The sequence below is a fragment of the Pseudoalteromonas rubra genome (assembly GCF_005886805.2).
Taxonomy (GTDB): domain Bacteria; phylum Pseudomonadota; class Gammaproteobacteria; order Enterobacterales; family Alteromonadaceae; genus Pseudoalteromonas; species Pseudoalteromonas rubra_D.
On the sequence record NZ_CP045430.1, the window covers coordinates 1,018,857 to 1,044,040 of the forward strand.

Here is a 25,184-nt window from a genome sequence, read left to right on the forward strand (position 1 = left end):
ACGCTTAACCCGCGAAGAGCAGCAGGGAATTAACATGTCAAATGGCAATGTTTCGGGGAACTTTCATGAGACAACGTAAATACAACACCAGGCAGCACCGGTTTTTAAAAACCAGTTTCTGCTTACTGGCTTTGGGGCACTCCATACACGGCTTGGCTGCGCAGTGCGAGTTCAAAGTGAAGAACGAATGGCAAAGCGGTTATACCGCAGAAGTCACCGTGTATAACAACACCGATGTTGCTATTGATGGCTGGTCAGTCGGATTAGAGTTTAATCAGGGTGAGTCCATCAATAACGCCTGGAGCGCTCAACTGGGCGGTAGCAACCCCTACCAATTTGAGAACCTCAGCTGGAATCGCAAGATTAATCCAAATTCATCCAAGACTTTTGGCTTCAACGTGCAAAAAAGTGCCGGGCAAGCCGCAGTTACACCGAGCTTATCCGGCATTTGTGAGAGCGGCGGGCAGGATGACGATAACGAAGTCAGTGTTGCCATTACCGCGTCAGACACTCAGGCCACGGCACCTGCCACTATCCAGTTCAGCAGCGAAATTGCTAACTCAGCATCGGACAACGTGAGCTACCTGTGGGATTTTGGTAACGGCCAAAACTCAGATGAAATGAGCCCACAACATACTTTTGAGCAGCCGGGTAATTACCAGGTGTCATTAACCATCAACGACGGCACCAATGACTACCAGGCGGCACCGATTGCGCTCTCGATTGAAGAAGCTCAGCCAGAATCAGCACTCTGTCTGTTTGAAGTGGAACAAGAGTGGATCTCGGGCTTTCGCGGCAAGGTCACAATCACCAATACAGAGAGCGTGGCCATTTCAGGCTGGAAAGTACTGATGGAGTTTGCCGACAACACTAAACTGACTGGCGTCTGGCATGGCAATCACAGTGGCAATAATCCGTATGAGATTGTGAACGAGAACTACAACGGCACCATCAACCCGGGTCAAAGTTTAAATTTTGGTTTCAATGCCCAAAAGGCACAAGAAAATGACTCACCAACAACGCCTTCACTGGGCGGGTTATGTTCGGTAGACGGCAATATAAATCGCGCCCCCTCGGCCATTGCATCAGCTTCTGTGACAAGCGGCCAGCGTCCTTTAACGGTGAACTTTGATGGCAGTGACTCTTCCGATCCAGACGGGGATGCCCTGACGTACAACTGGGATTTTGGTAACGGTAATACATCAAACGAGCAAAACCCTGCTTATGTTTTCGATCAAACAGGTACATTTACGATCAAACTATCGGTCAACGACGGGGTCAATACCACAGTCAGCCAGCCCATTAGCATTCAGGTCGAAGAGCCGGATGTGGCACCCATCACCGGACCATTTGAGTTAAACCCACAAAGCTCCAGCCTTTACTTTGTCTCCACCAAAAAACAGCATGTAGTTGAAGCACACACCTTTGAAAACCTCAGCGGCAGTATTTCTACGCAAGGGGCAGCAAGGCTCACTTTGGATCTGACCAGCGTCAATACGGGTAACGAAACCCGGGATGGCAGAATGAAGGAGCACCTATTCGATACCAGCTTGTTCCCTGAAGCCGAAGTGTTGCTTGCGGTTGATTATGCAGCCCTGGCCGCCATGCCTATCGGTGGCACCGAAAAACAGACCGTCACCGCCACAGTGAACCTTACAGGCGTGATAGCCGAAGTGACTACAGACGTGGCAGTTCGCCGACTTACGCACACTAAAGTCATGGTGCAAAGCCTTAAGCCGGTTGTGCTGGATGCAACAGATTTTGGCCTGGAGCCAGGTATAGAAACACTGAGAACACTGGCGAATTTATCTGTGATCAGTTACGCGGTTCCCGTGAGCTTTAACTTAGTGTTTGAAGCGCAGGAATAGGAGGGAAAGAAGATGATATTTAATAACTTAACACGATTCTCTACCTTTACTCGTGCCAGCTCAACGGCGCCAGCTATCGCCAAATTTGCCGTTTGCATGAGTTTAATTGCGAGTGCGCAGTTTGCTCAGGCGGCACAGTGTTCATTTACCATTCCAGATAACTGGAACAACGGCTTTAAAACCGAAATAGTCATTGAGAATGATTCAGATCAGAGCTTTAACATCTGGTCCCTCGAACTCACCTGGAACCCGGGCATCTCCCTACAAAATGGCTGGAACGGCAATTTCGACTGTAACGACACTGGGTGTACCATCACCTCGCAGGGCCATACGGTCCATGCAAATCAGTCATTTGGGCTGGGTTTTGTTGCCAGTAAAAATGGCCTAAGTGAAGACGTTGCCATCACTCTCAATGGCGATGTGTGCAGCAATTCAGGTCCGACTACGCCCCCGGATGCAGTCACAGAAACGGGGTTATGGGCACTGGACAGCACTGAGTCATCTCTGAGTTATGTGTCGGTCAAAAAAGACCATGTGGCAGAGCTGAACCAGTTTGTGTCGCAAGATAATGCAGCCCCTGCGTTATCGGGCAGTATTGATGCCGACGGGCGCGTCACGCTGGCGGTTGATTTGAATAGTGTGTCTACCGGTGTAGATATCAGAAACAGCCGGGTTATGGACTTACTGTTTGAAACCGAATTACTGCCAACGGCGTACTTCAATACTCAGATTGACCCTGCGCTATTGAGCACGCTGGAAGTGGGCAATCCGACAGTTCAAACCGTTACCGGTGAGATGAGCCTGCATGGCGTAAACCAAGAGATGAGCCTGGATGTGTTAGTCGTGAAGCTGGCAACTGGCCATGTTAACGTCAGCACGCTTACGCCGATGATCATCGACAGTAAAACCTTTGATATGGACTACGGTATTGAGGCACTGCGAGTGGTTGCTAATCTGAGTGGCATTGGTGAGACCGTACCGGTTTACTTTAACCTGACCTTTTTATCAGCCGAGCAAGACAGTTTTGAGCCTGTTGATATGGCGGCTAAACCGGCCGCACCTTCGGAGCTGAGCGCCAGTGTCCTATCGGCCGAAGCTCAGGCGCAATTAAGCTGGTACGACAACAGCAATAACGAAACCAATTATCTGGTGCGATTAAAATCGCTTGATGGCCGCTGGCACACCACCGCAACGCTTGCCTCTAACGCCAGTTATTACGAGTCGGGTTTACCGGAGTCCGGCGAGTTTGATTACAAGGTGATTGCGCTGAGCAACTCAGTGCCCTCCCAGCCGAGTAATATTGCCCGAGTCACAGTCACTGAAACCGACCCCATTGCCCGTGGCATGGAACTGTACAAAACCAACTGTGCCGGGTGTCATGGTTCTGAAGGCGGCGGTCTGGGTTCCTTCCCTGCGCTTAATACCGAACGTGATGTACAGGCAATGATTGATGTGATCACCGCGACTATGCCTTATGGCGCGCCAGGTGCCTGTGATGAGCAATGTGCCACGGATATCGCGGCATATCTGCAAACCCTGTGGCCTGCCCCCTTAACCTGTGATGTGGGTGTCGCGCCTGTGGCATACGGTGCAAGACAGTTAAAAATCCTGACCCAAACCGAGTATCAAAACACAGTGGAAGACTTACTGGGAGTTGATTTCGCAGTATCAGACGGCTTATCGCCGGATTCTCAGGTCGGCTTTTTCATCAATAATACCCATGCCGCTGTGCAGCCTTCTAACTACAGCAACTACCTGCTGGTTGCCGAAGAAATCGCACAATGGGTGGCTGATAATGGCTATTCGCCTGCTTTAAATTGTGCAGCCATTAATGAAGACTGTGCCAACCGTTTGATTGATGAGTTAGCGCCGCAGATATTCCGTCGACCGCTGACCCAGGATGAAGCGGACAGTTATCGACTGATCGCAACGGGCTTTTTCAACAATAACGACGTTGCAGCGGGCATGCAGTTAGCGCTGGAAGGCTTGCTGTCTTCGCCACAGTTTATCTATCGTCATGAATTGGGTGAAGCGAACCCGGATAACTCAGAGTTGGATTACGACGCCTTCGAACTGACGTCATGGGAAATGGCTACCTTCCTGTCTTATACCTTTACCGGATCAACACCTGATCAGCTTCTGTGGCAGGCCGCTGAACGTGACGAGCTGCGTGATGAAGCCCATATCATTGCCCATGCAAACCGCCTTGCTGAGCAAGCCAAGCCTGTGTTGGGTGACTTTGTAGGCAGCTGGTTAGGTACAGGCAGTTTAGAGGTCGCCAGTAAAGATCAGGACCACTACCCGGGCTTTGCCAATCTGGTACCTGCCATGAAAGCGGAGATCAACGAAACCTTCTCCTACATCATGACTCAGCCGGACGAAAAATTTGGCTCGCTATATACAGCCAACTTCACGTTCGTCAACCAGTTACTGGCCAGCCACTACAACATTCCTGGCGTATCGGGTGATGACCTACAAAAAGTAGAGACCACACAGCGCGGTGGCATCTTAGCCAATGGTGCGTTTATGTCGCGCTGGGCTGAAGTAGACGAGTCGCACCCTATCTTACGCTCGGTCAGAGTGCGCCGTCGTATGTTGTGTCAGGAGCAGCCCGATCCGCCTGCCGGTACCTTTGAAGCCAGAGAGCAAAGGCTCGCCGAGCTGTCTGACTTGTTACAAGACCCGACGACCACCAACCGACTCAAGTACCACAGCTTAACGGAAGGTCAGCCTTGTTCAAGTTGCCACGAAAAGTACATCAACCCGATGGGCTTTGGCATGGAAGACTTTGATGCCGTGGGCAACATCCGCAATCAAGACAATAACGGTAATGTGATCGACGCATCGGGCACCCTCTATGCTCCAGAGAAGTACGCACAAGTCAGTGACTTTGTGCCATTCAACGGCACTAAACAATTAGGTGCTGTGATAGCCGACCTTTCTTCTGCTCAAAGCTGCTTACCACAGCAGATGTTCCGCTACGTAATGGGTGTGGGTCATGACTCAATCGACCCGACGAGTGAAGAAGACAAGCGTCTGTCTCAGACAGAGCAGGTCGGTTATATGTGTGAAATCGACACACTGACCAACACCATGATGCAGGAAAGCCCGAGAGCCATGCTGGAGAAATTTGGTTCACTCAAGTCGGTGCGTTATCGCAAAGCCTGGTCCAGAAGCGAGTAATGCGGGTCACAACATTAAGAGGTTAGTAACATGAAAAAAGAGCATTTAAATAACATGGCGATATCGCGCCGCAGCTTATTAAAAATGTTTATGGCGTCGGGTATTTCGACCGCCCTGATCCGCACATCACCGCTGGTATCAGGACTACTTTTCGCACGACATGCCGATGCGATGGACGCCGGGCTGCCCAATAAAACCGTGTCTATTTATATTCCGGGCGGGTCTATCTCCTCGCTTTGGAACCCCACGGGCAGTGGTGAAAGCATGCAATTGGGCGTGATGTCGGCAGGCTATGAGCCGGTCAAAACCGAATGTAACTTTATGGTCAACATGGCCCACTCCAATGCAGGCCATGGCCGAATGCCAGTACTGCTCGCCCAGAACTGGGGCGGTGACAGTTACGACGTCACTATGGGTAATGCACTGGGCCCGAACCTGCCATTTCGCTATCTGAACTTAGGCGTTCACAGTAATGGTCAGGGCCATTTAACCAAAGACAACCGTAACCATTTGCCGTTCCAGGAAAACCCCTTCACCGTGTATAAAATGGTGTTTGGCGGCGCCCAGGGCAGCAACAGTAAAACGCCTATCATGAATGCGCATATGTCGGCAGCCAACGCGATTAAAAACAGGCTTGCAGGCTACGAAATACAGCGCATGAACGATCATCTTGATGCCATTGCAGACACCCAACGACGTTTGGATGAGCTCTCTGGCGGCACCTCCTGTGGCATTGCCCCCGATGACACAGAGTTCCCATTGACCTTTGATACCTTCAGCCAGCAGGCCAGGCTACAAGCAGACATTGCCGTGGCAGCTTTGCAATGTAACCTGACCAGCTCGGTGTCACTGGCCTTTGGTAACCACCAGTCAGAGTTCCGTATTCCTGAGCTGAACTTCCAGGGACATTATCACAACGCTATCCACGGTGGCAGTAACGGCCAGCCAAACTACCCGTACTACACCGAAATGCGCAGCCACCTGGGCAGCCTGAGCGCCTATTTGATCCAAAAGCTCAAAGCAGCCGGCATCTTAGACAGCACAGTGGTATTAGAAACCACCGACATGGGCCATGCAGACAAACACTCTGCCAACCCCTGCGCCTATCTAATCGCCGGCGGCGGCGCCCGCATCAACCGAGGCGTAGTCAGCGACATCGGCTCAGGCTACAACCAGCACGATGTGCTGCACACCGCAGCTAAGGCTTGTGGCGTAGATCTTGGGTTTGGTAAGGAAATTCCGGGGGTGATTGTTTAGGTGATTGTTTTAATAACGGTTATTTATTGAGTCGTATGGGTTTGTAGATAACCTGGACAGCAAAGCCCCTTTTTAGGGGCTTTTTTTGTGGCGTAGCACTTGAGTAAGCGCATCCTCATTTGAAACGCCCAGACCTGAAGCTAACTGGGCCTCCGCTGTAAGCATTTCTTCGAGCAATTCAATTTTCTCTTGCATCGCTTCGTATTCAGCCACATCAAGTACAACGGCAACACCTTTACCGCGCTGTGTGATTACCAATGGACGACGCGTCTCATTGATTTGCTTAATGTAGGATGCGACACCAGCTCGAAACTCAGAAAGCGGCTGAATATCTTTGTCCAGATGAATACGACTCATAACGAACCCTAAAAAGTACAAAATAACGTACAAAAAATAGTTTAACTAATGATGATGAGCAAGAAGTTGGGTGTGTCACAACTTTTGGGGGGATGTCCACATAACTTAGTTTGATTACTCGAGCGATTATCCAGCATTAAGAAAACCATTCAATTCTGGCTAACCCACGCCAATCAGCGTAGGTATTACCATAATACAATTGATATCTGATACTAGGCACAGACTGGCTAGGCTATTCAAATAGCCAATATTATTCATGGCATTAGGTTGCAGCAAGGTATAGGGGAGCCAAATTGACCTCTGATAAAAAGGGACGTAAATTATGCGACCAACATCACCAAGGACCGACACACTATGGCACGCGATGACAGCAAGACCGTATTAGAAGGCCAGGCCGCAATTGACCTTTGGCTTCAGGGTAAAGAGATCTGGAATAAATGGGTAGAAGAGAACCCTATTGCAGATGTGGATTTTGCAAAGGCAGACTTCGCAAAGTACGATACAGTGTCTTTTGAGGGTTACAAATTCCCTAAGGGTTACGTTAGCTTCATCCGTGCCAAATTTGGTGAGGGTCGCGTAAGCTTCAGTGGTGCACAATTTGGTAAGGGTGGCGTAAGCTTCTACAACACACAATTTGGTGAGGGTCGCGTAAGCTTCATGAGAGCCAAATTTGGTGAGGGTAACGTTTACTTCAGTGGTGCCAAATTTGATAAGGGTGACGTAAGCTTCTTCAACACGCAATTTGGTGAGGGTAAGGTTGACTTCAGTGGTGCACAATTTGGTGAGGGTCGCGTTGACTTCAGTGGTGCCAAATTTGGTGAGGGTCGCGTTGACTTCAGTTTTGCCAAATTTGATAAGGGTGACGTAAGCTTTGTAGAAGCCAAATTTGATAAGGGTGACGTAAGCTTCATGAGAGCCAGATTTGGTGAGGGTAGCGTAAACTTCTACAACACACAATTTGGTGAGGGTCGCGTAAGCTTCATTGGAACCAAATTTGGTGAGAGTAACGTTAGCTTCATCCGTACCAAATTTGGTGAGGGTGATATTAGCTTCAGAGGTGCACAATTTGGTGAGGGTCGCGTAAGCTTCATGAGAGCCAAATTTGGTGAGGGTAACGTTTACTTCTCGAATACCAAATTTGGTGAGGGTGACGTTAGCTTCACCCTTGCCAAATTTGGTGAGGGTGACGTTAGCTTCAACGGCTTGAAATTAGAAGGTCAATTCAATTTTTCAGATGTCGAAGGAACGGAACAGATTAAATCCCTTTCTTTCAAGTTTGCCACTTTTGACGGTCCCGTAAGTCTAGATGGAAATAGCTTCAATTGCATACCTGACTTCACCAACACCAAACTTACACATCAACTTAGTTTGAGCCATTTTACTACTAGAGCAAAGAAAACCAGCAAAGGGAAAGCTATACCTATATTTTTTGCTCTAATCCAAACAATTTGGTCAGGCTCCCCAATCCAATACTCTAAAGCCAAGAGTGCCTTAAAACTTTCCAGGAAACTCTCCAGAAAGCTACCCTGGCTAAGCAAAACAGCAGCCGCCGACAAGCAGGACATAGACCGTATTCGACGTTTGAAAGAACTGGCGGAGACCAATAAGCATCATAAACTCGCTTTAGATCTGCATGTCGAAGAAATGAAATGTAGTAGATGGATTGAAACCCCATGGCACCAATTACTCACTGAGTTTCTATTTCAAAAACTTGGCGATTACGGGCGGAGTATATTCAGGCCTACACTATCACTTGTCTTACTTTGGCTGACATGTGCACCAATATATGCCTATTCATCTGACAAGAAAGATATTACATACGATGCGCTGTTATTTTCTTTCTCACAGATGTTCTCCATAATACCGAGTTCAAAAGATGCGCGCTCAGAATCATCAGCTGCACTGTATGGGACTTTGGTTAATGACAAGCTGGTTGTCGACATACCTCATGCAGTGTTTGCTGTAGCCGGGTTCCAATCACTCGCATCAATAGCACTGGTCTTTCTGATTGGCCTGGCATTACGCAATAGATTTAGAATATAGAGAGCGTGCTGTTGACTTGGCTTGTTAGATCACCTTGCCCACATTTTTAATGTGTAAAACAACATGAAAAATGCCAATTAATAAAGGGCATATAAAAATATAAAAAAACAAATAAGCCGTTGCATTATCGTGAGGGTTAAGCTGATTGTAGCGGCCATTAAATAACCACAAAGAAACAACTAATAAAGAAGCGACGCCACACAAAAGAAACCAAAACCTTTTACTATATGATATTTTCAAACCCCAACATACTGAAGTAGAGCCAACAAAGCCTAATATGCCCATAACGCCAAGCGTCACAAAAGCAATTGCCATAGGGAATGCTTTATCGAATAAACTGAGTGCGCCAGAAAAAACACCTAAACACGCTAACGCAACCAATATCAACGATGGTACCCAGCCAATTATGATTGAAATACCAATTATGAGTTGATTGCGGAATTCCATTGATTACCTAACGCTTGCCGTAAACGGCACAAAATCACAGGCTAAAATTAGCAACGAAGGAGCACAAGCCTGCTGTTTTGCGCCCCTTGATTAAAGCGTTTGTTAACTACAAAAAGATTCCCATTACTTTTTTGTTTTCTGGGTTCACTAATATTCTTATTTCTTTTGCTTCATAACCTTGACTATGCACTTGGTAGACGAGTTCAAAGTGATAGGGAAGATTATCTACTTCATAATATGCTAGTTTTAAAACTGGTTTAACAACAAACTCTCCAGAAACACTTTTGGTAAGCTCAGATAAAAGCTCCTCGAAGTTATCTCTAGTAATCAACGACTTCAATCTGGCATCAGTGTGGTCATATAACTCTAAGCTATTGCCAGAAAAAATCTCTTTTACAAACTTTGCTTTACTTTTTGATTCGGATTCTAAAATATCAACATGCTCAATTTGAAATTGACTTATATAGTTGTAAATTTGAGATATTTTACCTTTTAACACTTCCATTTCTGAAACATCAAAAGTAGCTTTATCAAATTTTAAAATATATGTAATCGCTCCATTTGAAAAAGATGCAGGATAAAAATCTATAGCACCTAACCTTGCAACGTCCGTGATATCCAATGACTTTAAAATATAACGATTATCGAACGAAGATAACAGATTAAAATGCTCTTTGTTACGAGTCTCATCAAAGCCAGTGTTAACAACTACTTTGTGAGCTTCCTTTACTTTTGCAGAACAACCAAAATCCAGTTGTGTTAAAACGAATACAACAAAAAGTACGATTAAAATTTTAATCAATTTATTCATTAATTTTCACTCATTGACCTAGGTAGGCCACAATTTGTAGCTAACGCCTGTTAACAGGCAATAAAATAGTTGGTTAAAATAAGCGAAAAAGGAACACAAGCCAACTGTTTTGTTGTCCTTTTTTTAACGGCCTTGTTAGCCCTGCCAACCACTACCAATGCGCTCAATTAACAGGGTATCATTTCTGACACCTCGAATAGGATACTCCATCTGTTTAGCTGATAACTCTCCAACTCGAACTTCCTTTTCGCCATCCCATAGCCACCAGACCTCAACAATACCCGACTTGTTTGCGAAACCTGCTCGAAAAGTAGGAAAGTCTTGATATTCATCTTTAATTGCTAAATTACCAATGACTCTAACAATTCCACGAGCTAAGGCTGCAGACAATGGGAAGAAAGTTGTGAATTGATGTTTTGTAGACAACAGTTCAGCGATATCTCCCACTTTTTGACTAATCTGGAAAACACGTAGCAAGGAACCATACTGTTTATTCTTATGGGTATATTGAGCATAACCTGTTCCATTATTTGGTAATGAAATCTCAATAATGTCGCCTAATTTTGGACGTTTACTCATAATTTCCTAGGAAGGGCTAACAATTTATTCTACCCCATTATGTCGGAACATAAACTGACATAACGGGTTGTATTACATAACCTAATGGTCCAACGGAATAAACTCGATGTAAACAACATGTTGCGACTATAAAAGTCGCAGCCATGTGAAATTTGGACACATTGGGGCGTAATAATATTATTGAATAATAGCCCAAGAACTGTCTATACATCCAGTGTATTTTGCTTGGACACCCGCCCTCAATTAGTGTGCCTCAGGAAACTGCTGTGTTGTATGTCAATAGATTCAGGCTTGCAGGCGTCCAGGATGACGGTAGGGTTTGTGAGTTCGACAGCAAAGAATCACCTCTGTGCCGCACATTAGTAGCTCCCGACTTGCAGACGTTCGGGATTACGGTGTGGTTTGTAAGTTCGGCCGTAACGGAGTACCTCTGTGCCGCACGTTAGTAGATCCCGGCTCACAAGCGTCTGGGATGACGGAGGGGTTTGTGAGTTCGACTGCAAAGGGAAACCGCTGTGCCGCACATTAGTAGCTCCCGGCTCGCAGACGTCCAGGATGACGGTAGGGTTTGTCAATTCGACAACCACTTTGCCCGGAAACCACTTTGCCCGGACACCCACCCCACCTTTTAGTAGATCCCCTACAGTTGAAACCAACCCGGTACTCGCCTGTAATCACAAACTAACAAAAATTGTCCATAATAAATAAGAAGTTTGTTAGATTGCTCTAAGGCATGCAGTTAAAGGCTGACATAAAGGCACATCCAGTGCCCGCTCGTCGCAATGCTAAACAAAGCACTTTGTTTCGTTAGCGAAAATATTAAACACTAAAGGAAGCTCTATGAAAGCGTTATTACCAGTTCTACTTGTTTTGTTCCCTATATTGGCAAATGCGGCGGATATCAACTGTAAAGGCAAAGTCACCTGGGTAATGGATTATCCTCATCAATGTAGTGGCAACACTGCATTCAGGACAAGCGCCTCTAATGGCAAGTGGATTTGTCCGCCGTCGGACAAAGGTAACGCCATTGTTTTGGCAGCACTCGCGGCAGGTAAAAGCGTAGAAGTTTACATTGATGATAAAAATGGCTCCATTAGCTGCTCGTCACTTCCTGATTATGTGAGCGCCAGATACATAATCATTAACCCCTAAATTCTGAGTCATTACGCAGTGTCTGGGGTGACGCTGGGGCTTGTGAGTTCGGTTGCAACGGGGTGTTACTGCATCGCACGTTGGTAGATCCCGGCTCGCAAGCGTCCGGGATGACCGAGGTGGATGCCGTTTTGAGAAAAAGTTCTAGTTTTGAAGTAGAAGTTCGGCCATGTCAGGTTTGACTGCCAGGTCGGTACTCATTCAGACACTGTGTCGCATTGAATTTGGTGCTATCTGATAAAAATGCGCCAATTCTTTAATCCGCCGTTACACCCCAAAACCTAATTGTTTTACTTTACTCAAAACCTGCTGGTAGCGAATGTCTGCGCAGCTGCCAAACCCGGCACGTTGTCTGAATTTGGAAGAGGTTGCCAAAGGCGAGGTCATGCCGGTTAGGAATCGAGTCAGTATTGCGAGGCTTGGTGTAACACCAATTTGCACCAGGTGCTGTTTTAGCGCACTTAGGTCGCTTCGTAATGTGTCGTCCGACGGAAATTCTGTCTGTTTAGACAGGGCTAATTGTGCAATTTGGCCTCGGCACGCTGAGCAGTGCCCGCATTGCTCAGGGGCATTTTCATCGTCAAAATAGCGCGCCAAGTTGTAACTTAAACATGTGGTTAACTCAAAAAAGCGCAGCATGGCAGCGATGCGTTTAACCTCGGCTTGCTCCTTATCTAAAAAGTAGTCGGCAAGTTCTTTGGCCAGATTTGGCTCTGCCAGCTTAGTATCAATAACCTGATAAACCTGCATCATGCGTTTTGACTCAAGCTCAATGTGCCCTTGCTCATACAGGTAGTCCAGTGCCGCTACAATTCGATTTCTGTCGTGCCCTAGTTGCACTAAGGCCTGAATATCAACGGTGCCCCACACTTTCTTAAATTGCGTATTGGCAATTATCTGCTGAATAAATTGCTGACGGTTCGCATCAAACATACTGATAACTTCTTGCTCTGTGCGTAACCACTTAAACCTAAAGTCGGCGTAAAAGGCGTATTTGGCCTCAATGACGCCTTTAAGTTCGAGCTGCACCAACAAGGTTTTTAATGCCAGCAATCGGATATTGCTGACTTTAGAGGCGCTGAGCTCCTGCATTTCCCACAACCCCTGCTGTTGCTGCGACTGAATTTCGTCAATCAATGCCTGAATACTGGCTTGCTCTGGGGTGTCGGCGTAAACAAAGTTCTCAAGCGTCGCAACGCCATCTAAGTTAGCAAGGGTAATGCATTCAGAAAATTGCCCGTCGCGCCCTGCACGGCCTATCTCCTGACTGTAATTCTCTATCGATTTTGGCAGGTCGTAGTGCACCACAAACCGAATATCGGATTTGTCTATGCCCATACCAAAGGCAATCGTGGCAACAATCACTTGTTTGTGATTGTTCATGAAATCGTTTTGGATACTCTGACGAAGGCTGTCATCCAGCCCGGCATGATAGGCAGCGGCATTTACGCCCGCCGCCTGCAACTGCTTAGCCACTTGCTCAGCCTGTTGTTGCAGCGTGACATACACAATGCCTGCGCCAGCTTGCTGCTTTAAATAGCCAATCAGTGCCTGCACTTTTTGCTCTTCCGGGTAGGCATACACGCTTAGATCCAGATTGGCGCGATAAAAGCCCGTTTGCACGATATGCTCGGGTTTTATATCAAACCGGTTCGCCATGTCGCGCTTTACTTTTTTGGTCGCCGTGGCGGTGAGCAGCAGCACCAGTGGAATGTTTAACTCATTACGATAGTCGGGTAATTTGAGATAATCAGGCCTGAAATTGTGACCCCATTCAGAGATACAGTGCGCTTCATCAACTACCAGCATAGAAACAGGCACTTGCTTGATGAATTCTCTGAAACGTTCGTTCTTAAATCGCTCAACCGAGATCATCAGCACTTTAATGCTGCCATTTCTGACATTTTGCATCACAGACTGACTTTGCTCTCGAGTTAATGTTGAATCTAAACTGGCCGCATTGATGTTTTTGCTGTGTAAAAACTCCAGCTGATCTTTCATGAGCGCCAGCAAAGGCGAAATAACTAAGGTTAAATTGGGGAGCTGTAAGGCCGTCAGCTGATAACACAAGGATTTACCTGAACCGGTAGGGAAAATTGCAAGGCTAGAGTGACCGTTAACCAGCTGGGTGATAGTTTGTTCCTGGCCAGGTCTGAATGCTGAAAAGCCAAAGCGCTGCGATAAGGTCTGGTGGATCACCGATTCGTTCATGATGCAAAATTCCGTGTTAACAACTGTCGTGTAAGATAACACAATACTGATCTCCAGTAATACCTAACCAGTTTGACGGGTTGGATAACAGCTGAGTTACGGCTGGGTTGGTAGGGTTCGCGACTAAAAGGAACCACAGTATTGCTGGTCAGTAGATCCCGGCTCGCAAGCGTCCGGGATGACAGTGGGGTGTGTATGTTCGGATGCAACGGAGCACCACTGTGCCACACGTTGGTAAATCCCAGTTCACAAACAACACCTCATGTAATCTGAGCAACACAGATCATGCATACCTGCCGAACGTTATTTTTGTGTAATAGGATGTAATAAAATTTGGGAAACCTTGCTGATACACTCAAAGACTGTTGAAAAATTAATCTACCGATAATTTTACACAGCAAGGAAAGTAAACCATGAGTAAGCAAGACCCCATTGCGCAATTACAAATTGAAATCGCGCAACTTCAATCAGCATTTGAAGATCTGAACAAACACTGTTCTGAAACCAATACCCACGGCGCCATATTACGCTGCGCCTCATGCATCCCTCAGCAGCTTAACTGCACAGACAAGCCCACTAACCCGCAACAGCCTAATTTTGTGCCAGATTTTAATGTGCCGCTCATTGCAGCCGGTGGTGGCGATCAAAACTGTGAGATCCTTGAAAAGCTCGGGCCATTGGCCGGGTTAATTGGGACCTGGGTTAGCACACGATACGGGGGATTTAATGTTATGCCGATCCCGCAAGATAATGCCCCGAATGGCTTCATCTTAAAAAATATCCCCTACTACGAGGTCATGACCTTTAGCGCGATTCAGGGCAAAGTGGCTAACCGGGCGGGTAATTACGAGCAAGATGCCTACACCATTTTTTATTCGCAACGGGTATTTTTTGCCGATGGCCCGCAAAAAGATGAGCTCGTCCATGCTGAAAATGGCAGCTGGTTACATCAGGTGATTGCACCTCAGGGGCAAGGTACCCTGAACAAGAAACCCTGGGTGCCGGATACCCCCGATCCGCTCCCGGTGCAAGCACCGGACCTGACTATTGTAAAACAAGTGTCTGTACCGCATGGAAATTCAATTCTGGCTATTGGAGGGCACGATTGTTTCAGAGGTGCGCCCAACATTCCTGTTGCCAATGCCCTGCCCACGGCTGGCGGTGCGAGCTTTAAAGTCCCTTATGGTCCTGATATTCCTGAAAACCCCAATGTGAACCCCAACATTGTGCTGCAAGTTGCTTTAGACAGTCTTTACCAGCAAGGCATAGGCGTGATCGACACCACAGTGCTGGATGTCGATACGCAAGCCGACGGCAATATCGCCAACACGCCCTTTATGCAAACGCACTCCAATGTGCCTCGTTTTAAAACCACTATGTGGTTAGAGCGACTATCCAATGGCCAGAATATGCTGCAGTACAGTCAGGATATTACGTTGGACTTTAGTTTAATAAACGGCAAAGACCCCAGCAAACGAAGCCGTTACATGTTTCCACACATAACGGCCAACACCCTGTTTAAAGTGCAATAAGTTCCCTATTGCAATGTGATGAATGTGTCTTTTAAAGACATGCTGTTTGCCACTTATGACATGTGCGGCAAGCAACAAACCTAGGTTGTTTTTGGTACTCGATACCAATAACACAATAAACTTAACTTAAGGAAAGTATGATGAGCGAACAAGCTATCAAAGAACTTCAGTTACAGGTAACTGAGCTCACCTCAAAAGTCAAAGCACTAGAAGCACGCTGTAACCCGTCTGGCATTGCCGACTGTGCTGTATGTTACTACTGCACACCTTGTGCTCCATGTGCCGCACCAACAATCCTGTGTGTCCCGTGCACTACCACACTATGTGCAACCTGTGCACCTGTTGGTACTAGCTATCAGCCGCTGGGCCCACCTACCCCCTGTGTAGCCTGCATACAATGTGAGACGACCCATAAGTGTGTAACCTGTGAGCCAGTTACTAACTGTGTCACTTGCTATCCCTGCATTGTTAATTTCTGTGCACTATATCAACCGGGCCAGACTCTGCAATGTCAGCAATGTGCACCTGTCACTCAATGTGATACTTGCTACCCTTGTATTGTTAACTTCTGTCAGCAATGCGCTCCAATCACGCAATGCGTCTACTGCTATCCATGTACCGTTACCCTCTGTCAACAATGTGAGTCTGTCACTAAGTGTGATACTTGTTATCCATGTATTGTGACTTTCTGTGTTATGTGCCAGCCAGGTCAAAACGGGCAATGCCAGCTATGTGCCACCAGAAAGTGCGAAACCTGTTATCCGTGCATCGTTAACTTCTGCCAGCAGTGCCAGCCGGTTACCAAGTGTGACACCTGTTACCCATGCACTGTGAATTTCTGCGCTTTGTGTCAAACGGAACAAAAGGCACATTGCCAGCAGTGTGCACACATCACCAAATGTGATACCTGCTACCCCTGTGTGGTGAACTTCTGTGCGCAGTGTTATCAGTGTGCGTCTCAATGTGTGCAATGCGCTCAGCAGTGTCTTCAGTGCACTTATCATTGTGCTCAGTGCACCCAACAATGTGTGCAGTGTGCTCATCAATGTCTTCAATGCACCCACCAGTGTTTGCAGTGTACCCATCAATGCGTTCAGTGTACCCAGCAGTGTTTGCAGTGTACTCATCAATGCGTTCAGTGCACCCATCAGTGTGTGCAGGGTTACCAATGCGTAACATGCACACCATGCAGCACCGGCGGCTAGCACGCAGTTATTGACACTCCCCGCTTTGTGCGAGGAGTGTCTTAAGAAATTGGATGTTTAATTTATGAAAAAGCTAAGATTGACCCCGGCTGCGAGCATTAATCCCAACAGCAATGGTGTGTTATTAAGTTCAGATTTGGGAGACTTCCAGATTCACGGTCGCGATACCTCCGACTTTGTTGAAAAAATCCTGCCATTGCTTAAGGGAGAGCTGACACAGGCTGAAATTTGCACCCGTTTACCTGAATATGGGGATGCAAGTATTGAGGCCGTGCTGCAACTGCTCAGCCAGTATGGTTTGTTGGAAGAAGTCTCTGAACAACTTGAATTTCAACCGCCCGGTTTAGTACAAACCCGCTTTTTACGCCCCTGGCAGCAAGCAAGCCAACAACCACACAGCCAGGACCAGGTATACTCTCTTGATCCCTGCCGGGTACTCGTTATCGGCCTTGAACCCTGGGCTGTCACGCTACTGGAAGAGCTGGGTACTGCGGGTGTCGGCCATGTTCATTTATTAGATAAAGAAAATATCACCAACGACGATTTAACATGCCACCGCTTTCTCACGCCACAAGACATTGGTAAACCCAGAGCACAGGTCTTTACAGCGGCACTGCAACAGCGCAACCCCTGGATGCAGATCAGCCACTCTGAGCTCACCTGCGATAACCCCCAGTTAGGCAGCCCATCAAATGACTGGGATTTAGCCATTGTCACGTTAAGTAAAGATGCCCACTTTTGGTCGCATAAAGTCTCTGAATATGTGCATCAGCACACGATTAAAACACTTTATGGCCACCTCGACGGCCTGGAGAGCTGGATAGGTCCGGTGGTCAATTTAGATGACACCACCTCAGGCTCATGCTGGAACTGCTTAAGACTCAGAAAGCTGGGCACAGAACAACACGGTGAGCTTGCACATGAATTAGAAAAAAGCCTTAAAAAGAATCGTGACGGCCGTGCCCGCAGTATGCTTACACCTATGTCTGCCATCACAGGCCAACAGCTTGCCATGGAGGCATTAAAAATCCTCTGGGGCTATAGCGAAAGCGAACTGGTATCGCGTGTCATGGTACAAAACCTGGTTACGCACCAGGCAGAAAAACATGCCATTATCCCTATTCCCTGGTGTGATGTTTGTGGTTTTGATCATAGCAATATGAATACCCACGCGTTATCCATGCACCGAGATACCCATTCTGCCACTAACCCGCTAAATCAACTCCAGGATGTTGAGCAATTTAAATCGCTATTTGAAGGCTGGGTCGATCCCCTCACAGGGATCGTCCGCCAGCTCACGGGACATGCGCCACATTTACCTGACTTCCCGATCACAGCATCTGCCGGGGTATCCTCGTTTACGGAGGGCGAATTTGACCCAAGAGCCTCAGGTCAGGTTGGCTCAGGTAAAGGATTGGATACTATTTCAGCGCATATTAGTGCCGTCGGTGAGGCTCTGGAGCGCTACTCGGCGGCCAGATACAAATTGAGTGATTGCAAATATGCCTCAATTAGCCAGTTAAACGGTGACTATGTCGATCCGGATACCTTAGTGTTGTATTCCAATAAACAATACAGCACGCCTAATTTCCCGTTTCACAAATGGCACAGAAAACAAAAAATACACTGGTGCCGCGGCAACTGGCTGGCAACCAAAGAGCCTGTCTGGGTACCGGCATTGGTTAGCTATTTTAACTTTGCCTGCCCTTATAAAGAGCAGTTTAGTCAGGTGTCATCAAATGGGCTCGCGGCTGGCCAAAACAACGATGATGCTGCACTCAGAGCCTGTTATGAACTCATAGAACGCGACGCTATGATGCTCACCTGGTATGCACAGCTGCCCTGCGAACGTCTCAGTTACGAGGCACTAAACCAGGGAAAAATGCGCGTTATGATTGAAGAACTAACTGAGCTGGGCATTGAGCTCGAATGCTACTTACTGGATGTGGGATTACACGTACCAACGGTCGTGTGTTTAGCGCTGGGAGATGGCTATCGCACCCCTGCAGTCTCAGTGGCCCTGGCCACGCATGGAGATATCAAAGTAGCCATGCGCAAAGCATTGCTAGAACAAGGCCATGTAATGCCTTATCTGTGCCAGTTAATGCGCTCTGGACAGGCAATTCCTCAGCAAGTCAGTGACGTAACAAGCCTGGAAGATCACGCGGCCTATTATTTTAGTAAAAGCAAACTCGCGGCCTTTGACTTTATGCGCCGACCCATCAGCGAGGCGAAAACGCTGGAAGACTGGCCGTATGAGGTGATCACACACGTCGGCCAGCTTAAGCAACGCCTGGATACAGCTGGGGTCGAAGTCGCCATTGTGGATGTTACCTCACCAGATATGGCACTCAGCCCGTTCAGGGTTGCGCGTGCTATTGGTGTCAACATGCAACCCATTCACTTTGGTGAGCAATTTAAACGGGTAGACAACCCAAGGCTGCGCAAATTGTTGCAAGGGCGGCCGGTTAACCAAGAGCCACATCCAATTGCTTAGAAAAAGGATAATATTATGAAAGTACTCCTTTGTGGTACCCACTATGGTTCCACGTATATTCGCGCTTTAACTCAGTTTCCACAAGACAGCTTCACCTGTGTGGGTGTCCTGTCAAAAGGCAGTGAACATTCTCAACAGATCGCACACCAACTGGGTGTGCCTTATTACACTGATGTCAGTGCAGTTCCGGCTGACTCTATTGATATCGCATGTGTCGCAGTATCGGGCGATGCGGGTCAAGCCATTGTCTTATCTTTGCTAAAGCAAGGCGTTTCTGTGTTGTGTGAGCACCCCGTTGACCAGGCGTTTGTACAAAAAGCACTGGCACTAGCCGAGCAGCACCAGGTGTATTTTCACGTCAACGGGCACTTTGCCGACCTCTACGCTCCTCAGGCATTTTTACAATCCATCCTGAACGCGTATCAACAAGGGTTTGGTTGTATGCACTATGCCATGGGTGCCAATTTAAGAACGCTTTATTCAGCGCTGGATCTGTTAGGCCGTGCATTGGGTGGGTTTGAAGGACTCGAGGTCATCAAATACAACGGCAAGCCAATGGCGTTTCAGCCTGTCATGCTCAAAACCGACAGCCTTACTGTCTCTGTCTTATGCCAGAACTTTTCGTCTGCTGAAGATGACGGCAGCGCTACTTTTTTAAACCATCAGTGCTCTGCGCTATTTCCGCATGGTACTTTAACACTCAGCGAAACCACAGGCCCGTTAAGCTGGTTTCCTTCAAGCCAAAGCCTGCCGAGTGAAACATGGCGAACCTATATGCCTGTTGAGCTTGTCCCCATGGACAAACAGCAATTAATGACCCACAGAGATCAGTGTAACCTCAACGCCATTGCGGCATTGGCAGCCACAATACAAGGCGAAACACAGCCGCTATATCAGCAGCCAGATTATTTATCAGCATTAAGCGGGTTATGGCAGGCAGTATTAATGGAATTACAGCCCCAGGCCAAAGACGACTGCGCTGCATAACAGTCAATGTGCTTTCCACCGGGTATAGTTTGTACCCGCTGGAAAGACAAAAAGTGTTGTATTTTAACGTAGAACATACCCGAAAAGTATAGGTGGATATCCACACTGTATCTTCCTTGTAGTACCCTTTGTTATCAGTTTTGGGTGGGTCTCAACAAAATGGCATTCAATGTTGGCTTTACTTCGCCATTGTCAGCATTGATATGACACATCGTTTTTGTGAGGGAAAATAAAGGTCGTGCGCATTAAGGAACACTTTTACCGGCTTTCCCATTGCAAATGCGGCAAGCGCAGCAGAAACAAGGTGTGTATCACTTTTCCTTATTGCAGCAACACCTGTATTGCAATCGGCCGACTCAAAGCCGCCTTCAATTTGTAATTGGACTACATCCGGATGGCTTGACATATTTGCACCAGCAAAGGCAATCGAAGTGATTTTGCCCTCATTAGCCGCAAAAACGCTGGATGAAAGGGCACTTAAAAATAAGCCTAACACTATTTTATTTTTCATAATTTCCTCAGATATGGAGTGGTCGAACAGACTTGGCTTTGACATGTATGCAATGCGCGCTGTTCATTGTTTGATCAGGCCGCTGCCAGAATATCGTATTCTGTTAACATCCTGGTTGCTTTATTGGAGTAGCTTTTGATGAACAAGCTGTACGCGCTTTGATTCCTAACGCAACTTATTTCTGTCAGCGTTCTCATTTACCTTTATTAGAACCAATTTATTACTTTTATACAAGTACCTATGGCGCAATCAGACGATTCATAGCAAGAGTTTTTGGTGCTTTTGGTTAACAGTTCCCGGCTCGCACGCGTCCGCGATAATGGCGCTGCACGTGATAACAGCCCTGCTTTCAACCCTTTATTTTCAATCACAGTTTTGTGAAAAACTTCATGTAATTTGTCCATGAAACGGTCCTGACGTCGAGGATCGGTCCTTTTCTCACCTCAGAACGAAGCCAGGTGTATTTCTACCTGACAACTTTAGAGTTTAAACTCTTTTCTTCACACTTCTTGCACTTTTCACGCCTATATTTGCCGCGGTTGCTCGTACAGGGTGCGTAAATAGCGCCCTGGTTAAGGACCAGCATCACACTAAAAGGAGAGGATTTTTACTATGAAACCAAGCAATACACTGGCGCTGCTGTTGGCAGGTGCGGTAGCAACATCTTGCCTATCATTTGCAGTAAGCGCCGCAATAGAAACCGATGATGAGAAAGTCACCCGACTGGATCTGCAAGGGCAGATAGACAACTTTGCGCCATTTTCTAAAACCTTGTGGGCCGGGGCGCACAATGCCTATGCCTCACATGCCTGGAGCAAAGGTACCTATACCGACGTCAATCAATACTATTCACCCAAAAGTCTGCTTAAGCGCGGCATTCGGGTAATGGAGTTTGATATCTATCCGGAAGGCACCTTTGATTCAACCCCTATGCTGTGTCACAACTCACTGGAAAATAAAGCTATTTGCTCCAGCTTTCACGCTAAGTTGTCGGAAGGGTTAGACGACATAAAAGACTTTCTGAAAGACAACCCGGACGAGGTTGTTTTACTGAAGATCGAATCATACAAGCATAACGACCATAAAAACTGGCACAACAAAATTGGCGAACGTCTGGAAAAAGACATCGGCGACTATCTGCTGATGCCGTCGGACTGGGGCTATGCCGATAAGAGCTGTGCATCCTTGCCAGTGTCGCACCTCACCAAACGCGACATTCTGGCTGCGGGTAAGCAGCTGGTTGCCGTAGTGCAAACCCCCAGAGATCACAGCAATTTGTGCTCCTATCACAGCAGCGGTAGCTACTCCAAGTTCTGGAACACCGTGTTTATCGGCGTAGATGCCTTTGATGCCAATGGTAACCTGCAAAGCAATCAGCCATTTTGTCAAAACGGCAGCAATGAGTGTGTAAATGGCGACCAAACCGCACATTACCTTGCCAACAATATGACAGTGATCATTGATGGCGCGACTCAGCTCAACCCGGATGGCCCGAGCTCAAGTAAAACCGGTAGCAATGTGATCAGCAAGTGGGCTAACAAAGGCGCGCAAATTCTCGAACTGGCGCTGGTCGAGGCCAATAACACCAGTGCTGCCAGCGGCTATGGTGCCAATGAGGTCCAGATTGAGGACTTTATCTGGTCATGGAAATCAAACCGACCCAATGGCTTTGGTGACTGTGCGAGTCTCGAAAGCGACGCTGCAATTGTCGACAAAGCCTGCTCCACTTATCAGTACCATGCTTGTGTGGATGACAACCGCAACTGGCAGCTGACCACCAGCAAAGGCAGCTGGGACATGGGCTTTGCGAACTGTCAGAGCCTGGGCGGCAGCTATCAGTTTGCGATGCCATTCAACGCCTATGAACATGTTCAGCTGCAAAACGCCATCGGCAACAGTTCAGAGCACCATTGGGTGAACTATTACAAGGCATTCAACTCTTTCTGGTTGTCTAACTCTGCTGAATATATCGACTGGCAGTACGTGAAAAACAACGCAATAGGCTCGACCAGTAAAGGCAACGCCTTCAACGATATTGCTTTATTAAAGCGTAAAGCTCTGGTGGGCGGCACCTTTAACCTCAGCTCAGTACGGGTTCGCTCAAACAATCGGGTGGATGGGTTTCAGGCTTGTTACGAGACCAAACAAAGCCTGTCACATGCTAGTGTGGGCACATCCGAGTTGTGTGTTACTTACGGTGGCAGCGGCGGTAGCTGGGGCAATAAACTGACCTTTGATACCAGCAAAGGCGAGCATCTGAAGAGTCTGCAGATCTGTAAAGACGATGGCAAATATGGCTACGATACCGTGTACTACCTGAAGCTGACTTCCAGCAATGGCAATTCGGTCAAAGGGGGGACAGCCTCTGGCAGTTGTACAACCTACTCAGCCAGTGCCAGCCAACAATTGTTTGCCTTTCATGGCACCGAGAATAAAGAACTGAATTCACTGGGTGTTTACCGTATCGCCAGTTCACAGGTCAACGGCGGCCTCTATGCAACAGGCTGGCTTGACCGCGATGACCCGGCCAGTGGTGATAACGAGCTGTTCAGCTCACACCAGTCTGCGGGCAACATTGCAGCCAGTTGCAGCACCAATGATGTTGCAGGCGTCGTTGCGCGAGTCAAAGGCAGCAAGCTGGACTCAAACCTGAGCGGGCAAAACCTGGTCAACAACAGCTCTGGCTTTGCCTGCTGGAACTCCAGCAATGGCGGGAACAGCAGTTACACCACCTGCGAAGACTATGAAGTGAGATACTTTTTTACCAAGTCGAGCTGTTTGCCGTAAGTAAGCGTATAAACCACTGCACTCTATCTGCCATAGAGTGCAGTAACACAAAGCGCGATTACAGCTAATCTACCTCTACATGAGTTACTTTGCAGCTACCGCCAGGAGTATCCTGAGAGTAAGCAACCGTAGAAAGCTTTCGATTCGCCATCTTGGCCGCCATCACAAGCGAGTAGAAGTTTTCACATTCCTTTGAAGCGATTGGGCAATAGAGGTTATTCCATGCACAATCTGTTGAAAACGGCTTATCAAAAGACATATAAAATACCTGGCCAGCATGGCTACCCAGACGCTTGATATTCACCTGATGTTGCGTAAAGTGCTTAGTACTTGCTTGTGTGCTTATACATACAAAAGACAGAACAATTAAAAAGTATTTCATTAAAAATCCATTTGTTGGTGACTGAATTATGAGACAGCCTGTTATTGTCCCTTTATTGTACACTAGCAAGTGGGGTGTATGAAATGTAAACAACCTTTTTTCTGATAAAATCCGTCTCTCGCACAACAACTCAGTGCTATCTAATTTGATATCGCTATTTCGTTATGGGTCCACATTCGGCGTCAACACTTGCGTCGACGACAAGGTTTCCTGCGGCCCCACTTTAGCCGCACCGCCGATAATATGGAGTTGCTCGTTTAACGAGACAGAGCCATGTCCGTGACGTGGCTGAGGCAAGTCCGGCAGCGCCTGCCACTGATTGGTCTGCGGATCGTAAGCCCAAACCTCATCGAAGGCTTTACCTGCCTGCCAGTTACCTTTCGGGCCAAACACCTCGCCGCCCGACACTATGATTTTGCCATCCAGTACACTGGCCGACAAACCGCCGGAAGCCACCGGCAGCGGCGCAATAGACGTCCAGGTTTCAGCTTTTGTATCATACACTTCCGCGTAACTCAGATTAGCACCATCCTGGCCTGATGTACGTCCACCAATAACATAGATCTTATGACCAATGACTGCACTGGCAGCAGAATTTCTGACCAGGCTCGCTGATTTCAGCTTTCGCCAGTAGGAGTTGTTAATAAGCACATAGTGGGCGTCGGTATCGACATTTTTACCAGTCTCTCTAGAAACCGTTTTACCGCCAATCACATGAATATTCTTACCGACATTGGCATACACAGATTCAGCCAATGGAATAGGCAGCGACGGGCCGGTGCGCCACACTTGTAAATTACCATCCAGGCGGAATACAGAGCTTTGAATTTCCCAGGCGCTGCCTTTAGCGCCCGTAAAGCCACCGATACCATAAATGAAGTGCCGATTACTAACCATACCAAGGTGGTGACGTGGCGCAGGTAAGGACGGTGCTTTTGTCCAGAATTCTTTTGCCGGGTTAAGTAGAAAGACGTCTGTGCTTGGACCTAGCCCCGAAAAGGACGGAGAGTCAGAGGGTGTGAATCCGCCCCCAACAAAAATACGTTCATTAAATACAGCAGGATATACTTCTTGCAGTGCCATGGGTAAGTCTGGACCTGCTGTCCAGTTGTAGGCCTGGCTTGGTGTGTTGCTCTGGGTGGCCTGAAGTGAACCCGATAGCAGCAGACATAGGATACTTGCTGATAAATGTCGCATTCTTGCTCCTTAAAACTCTGTGATCTGGTTATACGTTGTTGTAATAGCACAAGATCAGATATTGTGCCCTCATCTGACGTACTGTTACCGCAAAATATAACCAACATCAACAAAAAGCCGTTGTATGCACTGCTCAGTGAGTCCTAATCCAGCTTTATGTCACAGAGATAAAAGAGCA

At 47.4% G+C, this 25,184-nt stretch carries 18 protein-coding genes; 9 read left to right on the top strand and 9 right to left on the bottom strand.

Features of this window, described 5'->3' with window-relative positions:
* Window positions 1–65 precede the first annotated feature (65 nt).
* From CWC22_RS23020 to CWC22_RS23030, 3 genes are read left to right on the top strand one after another with little or no spacing between them, the layout of a single operon-like run.
* Window positions 66–1,868 (top strand): cellulose binding domain-containing protein, encoded by a 1,803-nt coding sequence (locus tag CWC22_RS23020; RefSeq protein WP_138537170.1) that lies wholly within the window; start codon window positions 66–68, stop codon window positions 1,866–1,868.
* Between the two features lie 12 nt (window positions 1,869–1,880).
* The gene (locus CWC22_RS23025; protein ID WP_138537168.1) at window positions 1,881–5,051 is read left to right on the top strand and encodes a DUF1592 domain-containing protein; all 3,171 of its coding nucleotides are present in this window, start codon (window positions 1,881–1,883) and stop codon (window positions 5,049–5,051) included.
* 30 nt (window positions 5,052–5,081) lie between these two features.
* On the top strand, window positions 5,082–6,308 hold the full coding sequence (locus CWC22_RS23030; RefSeq protein WP_138537166.1) for a DUF1552 domain-containing protein: 1,227 nt from the start codon (window positions 5,082–5,084) through the stop codon (window positions 6,306–6,308).
* 72 nt (window positions 6,309–6,380) lie between these two features.
* On the opposite strand, the gene CWC22_RS23035 is transcribed toward CWC22_RS23030, so the two are convergent.
* A complete protein-coding gene (locus CWC22_RS23035) occupies window positions 6,381–6,665 on the bottom strand; it encodes a type II toxin-antitoxin system Phd/YefM family antitoxin (RefSeq protein WP_138537164.1) in 285 nt (94 codons plus the stop codon).
* Between the two features lie 354 nt (window positions 6,666–7,019).
* On the opposite strand from CWC22_RS23035, the gene CWC22_RS23040 reads away from it, so the two are divergent.
* The gene (locus CWC22_RS23040) at window positions 7,020–8,708 is read left to right on the top strand and encodes a hypothetical protein (protein ID WP_138537162.1); all 1,689 of its coding nucleotides are present in this window, start codon (window positions 7,020–7,022) and stop codon (window positions 8,706–8,708) included.
* A gap of 24 nt (window positions 8,709–8,732) precedes the next feature.
* Here CWC22_RS23040 and CWC22_RS23045 read toward each other — a convergent pair whose 3' ends face one another.
* The 3 genes from CWC22_RS23045 to CWC22_RS23055 form a co-directional block, all read right to left on the bottom strand.
* Window positions 8,733–9,155: a hypothetical protein gene (locus tag CWC22_RS23045; RefSeq protein ID WP_138537160.1), complete on the bottom strand. Its 423-nt coding sequence runs from the start codon at window positions 9,153–9,155 to the stop codon at window positions 8,733–8,735.
* A 106-nt stretch (window positions 9,156–9,261) separates the two neighbouring features.
* On the bottom strand, window positions 9,262–9,966 hold the full coding sequence (locus tag CWC22_RS23050) for a hypothetical protein (RefSeq protein WP_138537158.1): 705 nt from the start codon (window positions 9,964–9,966) through the stop codon (window positions 9,262–9,264).
* Between the two features lie 135 nt (window positions 9,967–10,101).
* Entirely contained in the window at window positions 10,102–10,545 is a 444-nt protein-coding gene (locus tag CWC22_RS23055) for a hypothetical protein (RefSeq protein WP_138537156.1), read from the bottom strand.
* 840 nt (window positions 10,546–11,385) lie between these two features.
* Between CWC22_RS23055 and CWC22_RS23060 the strand changes: the two genes are divergently transcribed.
* The gene (locus CWC22_RS23060) at window positions 11,386–11,697 is read left to right on the top strand and encodes a hypothetical protein (protein ID WP_138537154.1); all 312 of its coding nucleotides are present in this window, start codon (window positions 11,386–11,388) and stop codon (window positions 11,695–11,697) included.
* A 267-nt stretch (window positions 11,698–11,964) separates the two neighbouring features.
* Here the strand turns inward: CWC22_RS23060 and CWC22_RS23065 are convergent, their stop codons facing one another.
* Window positions 11,965–13,908: a RecQ family ATP-dependent DNA helicase gene (locus tag CWC22_RS23065; protein ID WP_138537152.1), complete on the bottom strand. Its 1,944-nt coding sequence runs from the start codon at window positions 13,906–13,908 to the stop codon at window positions 11,965–11,967.
* A gap of 413 nt (window positions 13,909–14,321) precedes the next feature.
* Here CWC22_RS23065 and CWC22_RS23070 point away from each other — a divergent pair, with 413 nt between their 5' ends.
* Window positions 14,322–15,440, top strand: a complete 1,119-nt coding sequence (locus CWC22_RS23070; RefSeq protein WP_138537150.1) for a heme-binding protein — start codon at window positions 14,322–14,324, stop codon at window positions 15,438–15,440.
* Window positions 15,441–16,168: 728 nt separating this feature from the next.
* Here the strand turns inward: CWC22_RS23070 and CWC22_RS23075 are convergent.
* Window positions 16,169–16,567, bottom strand: coding sequence for a hypothetical protein (locus CWC22_RS23075; protein ID WP_138537148.1), 399 nt, complete (start codon window positions 16,565–16,567; stop codon window positions 16,169–16,171).
* A 142-nt stretch (window positions 16,568–16,709) separates the two neighbouring features.
* On the opposite strand from CWC22_RS23075, the gene CWC22_RS23080 reads away from it, so the two are divergent.
* Together CWC22_RS23080 and CWC22_RS23085 are read left to right on the top strand one after the other, a co-directional pair.
* Window positions 16,710–19,142, top strand: a complete 2,433-nt coding sequence (locus CWC22_RS23080; protein WP_138537146.1) for a TOMM precursor leader peptide-binding protein — start codon at window positions 16,710–16,712, stop codon at window positions 19,140–19,142.
* A gap of 15 nt (window positions 19,143–19,157) precedes the next feature.
* Window positions 19,158–20,129: a Gfo/Idh/MocA family oxidoreductase gene (locus tag CWC22_RS23085; protein ID WP_138537144.1), complete on the top strand. Its 972-nt coding sequence runs from the start codon at window positions 19,158–19,160 to the stop codon at window positions 20,127–20,129.
* 178 nt (window positions 20,130–20,307) lie between these two features.
* On the opposite strand, the gene CWC22_RS23090 is transcribed toward CWC22_RS23085, so the two are convergent.
* The gene (locus tag CWC22_RS23090) at window positions 20,308–20,640 is read right to left on the bottom strand and encodes a hypothetical protein (protein ID WP_125560538.1); all 333 of its coding nucleotides are present in this window, start codon (window positions 20,638–20,640) and stop codon (window positions 20,308–20,310) included.
* A 612-nt stretch (window positions 20,641–21,252) separates the two neighbouring features.
* Between CWC22_RS23090 and CWC22_RS23095 the strand changes: the two genes are divergently transcribed.
* Window positions 21,253–23,427, top strand: coding sequence for a phosphatidylinositol-specific phospholipase C domain-containing protein (locus CWC22_RS23095; protein WP_138537143.1), 2,175 nt, complete (start codon window positions 21,253–21,255; stop codon window positions 23,425–23,427).
* 64 nt (window positions 23,428–23,491) lie between these two features.
* Here CWC22_RS23095 and CWC22_RS23100 read toward each other — a convergent pair whose 3' ends face one another.
* Both CWC22_RS23100 and CWC22_RS23105 read right to left on the bottom strand, forming a co-directional pair.
* A complete protein-coding gene (locus tag CWC22_RS23100) occupies window positions 23,492–23,809 on the bottom strand; it encodes a hypothetical protein (protein ID WP_138537141.1) in 318 nt (105 codons plus the stop codon).
* A gap of 162 nt (window positions 23,810–23,971) precedes the next feature.
* Window positions 23,972–25,006, bottom strand: a complete 1,035-nt coding sequence (locus CWC22_RS23105) for a Kelch repeat-containing protein (RefSeq protein ID WP_138537139.1) — start codon at window positions 25,004–25,006, stop codon at window positions 23,972–23,974.
* Window positions 25,007–25,184 lie beyond the last annotated feature (178 nt).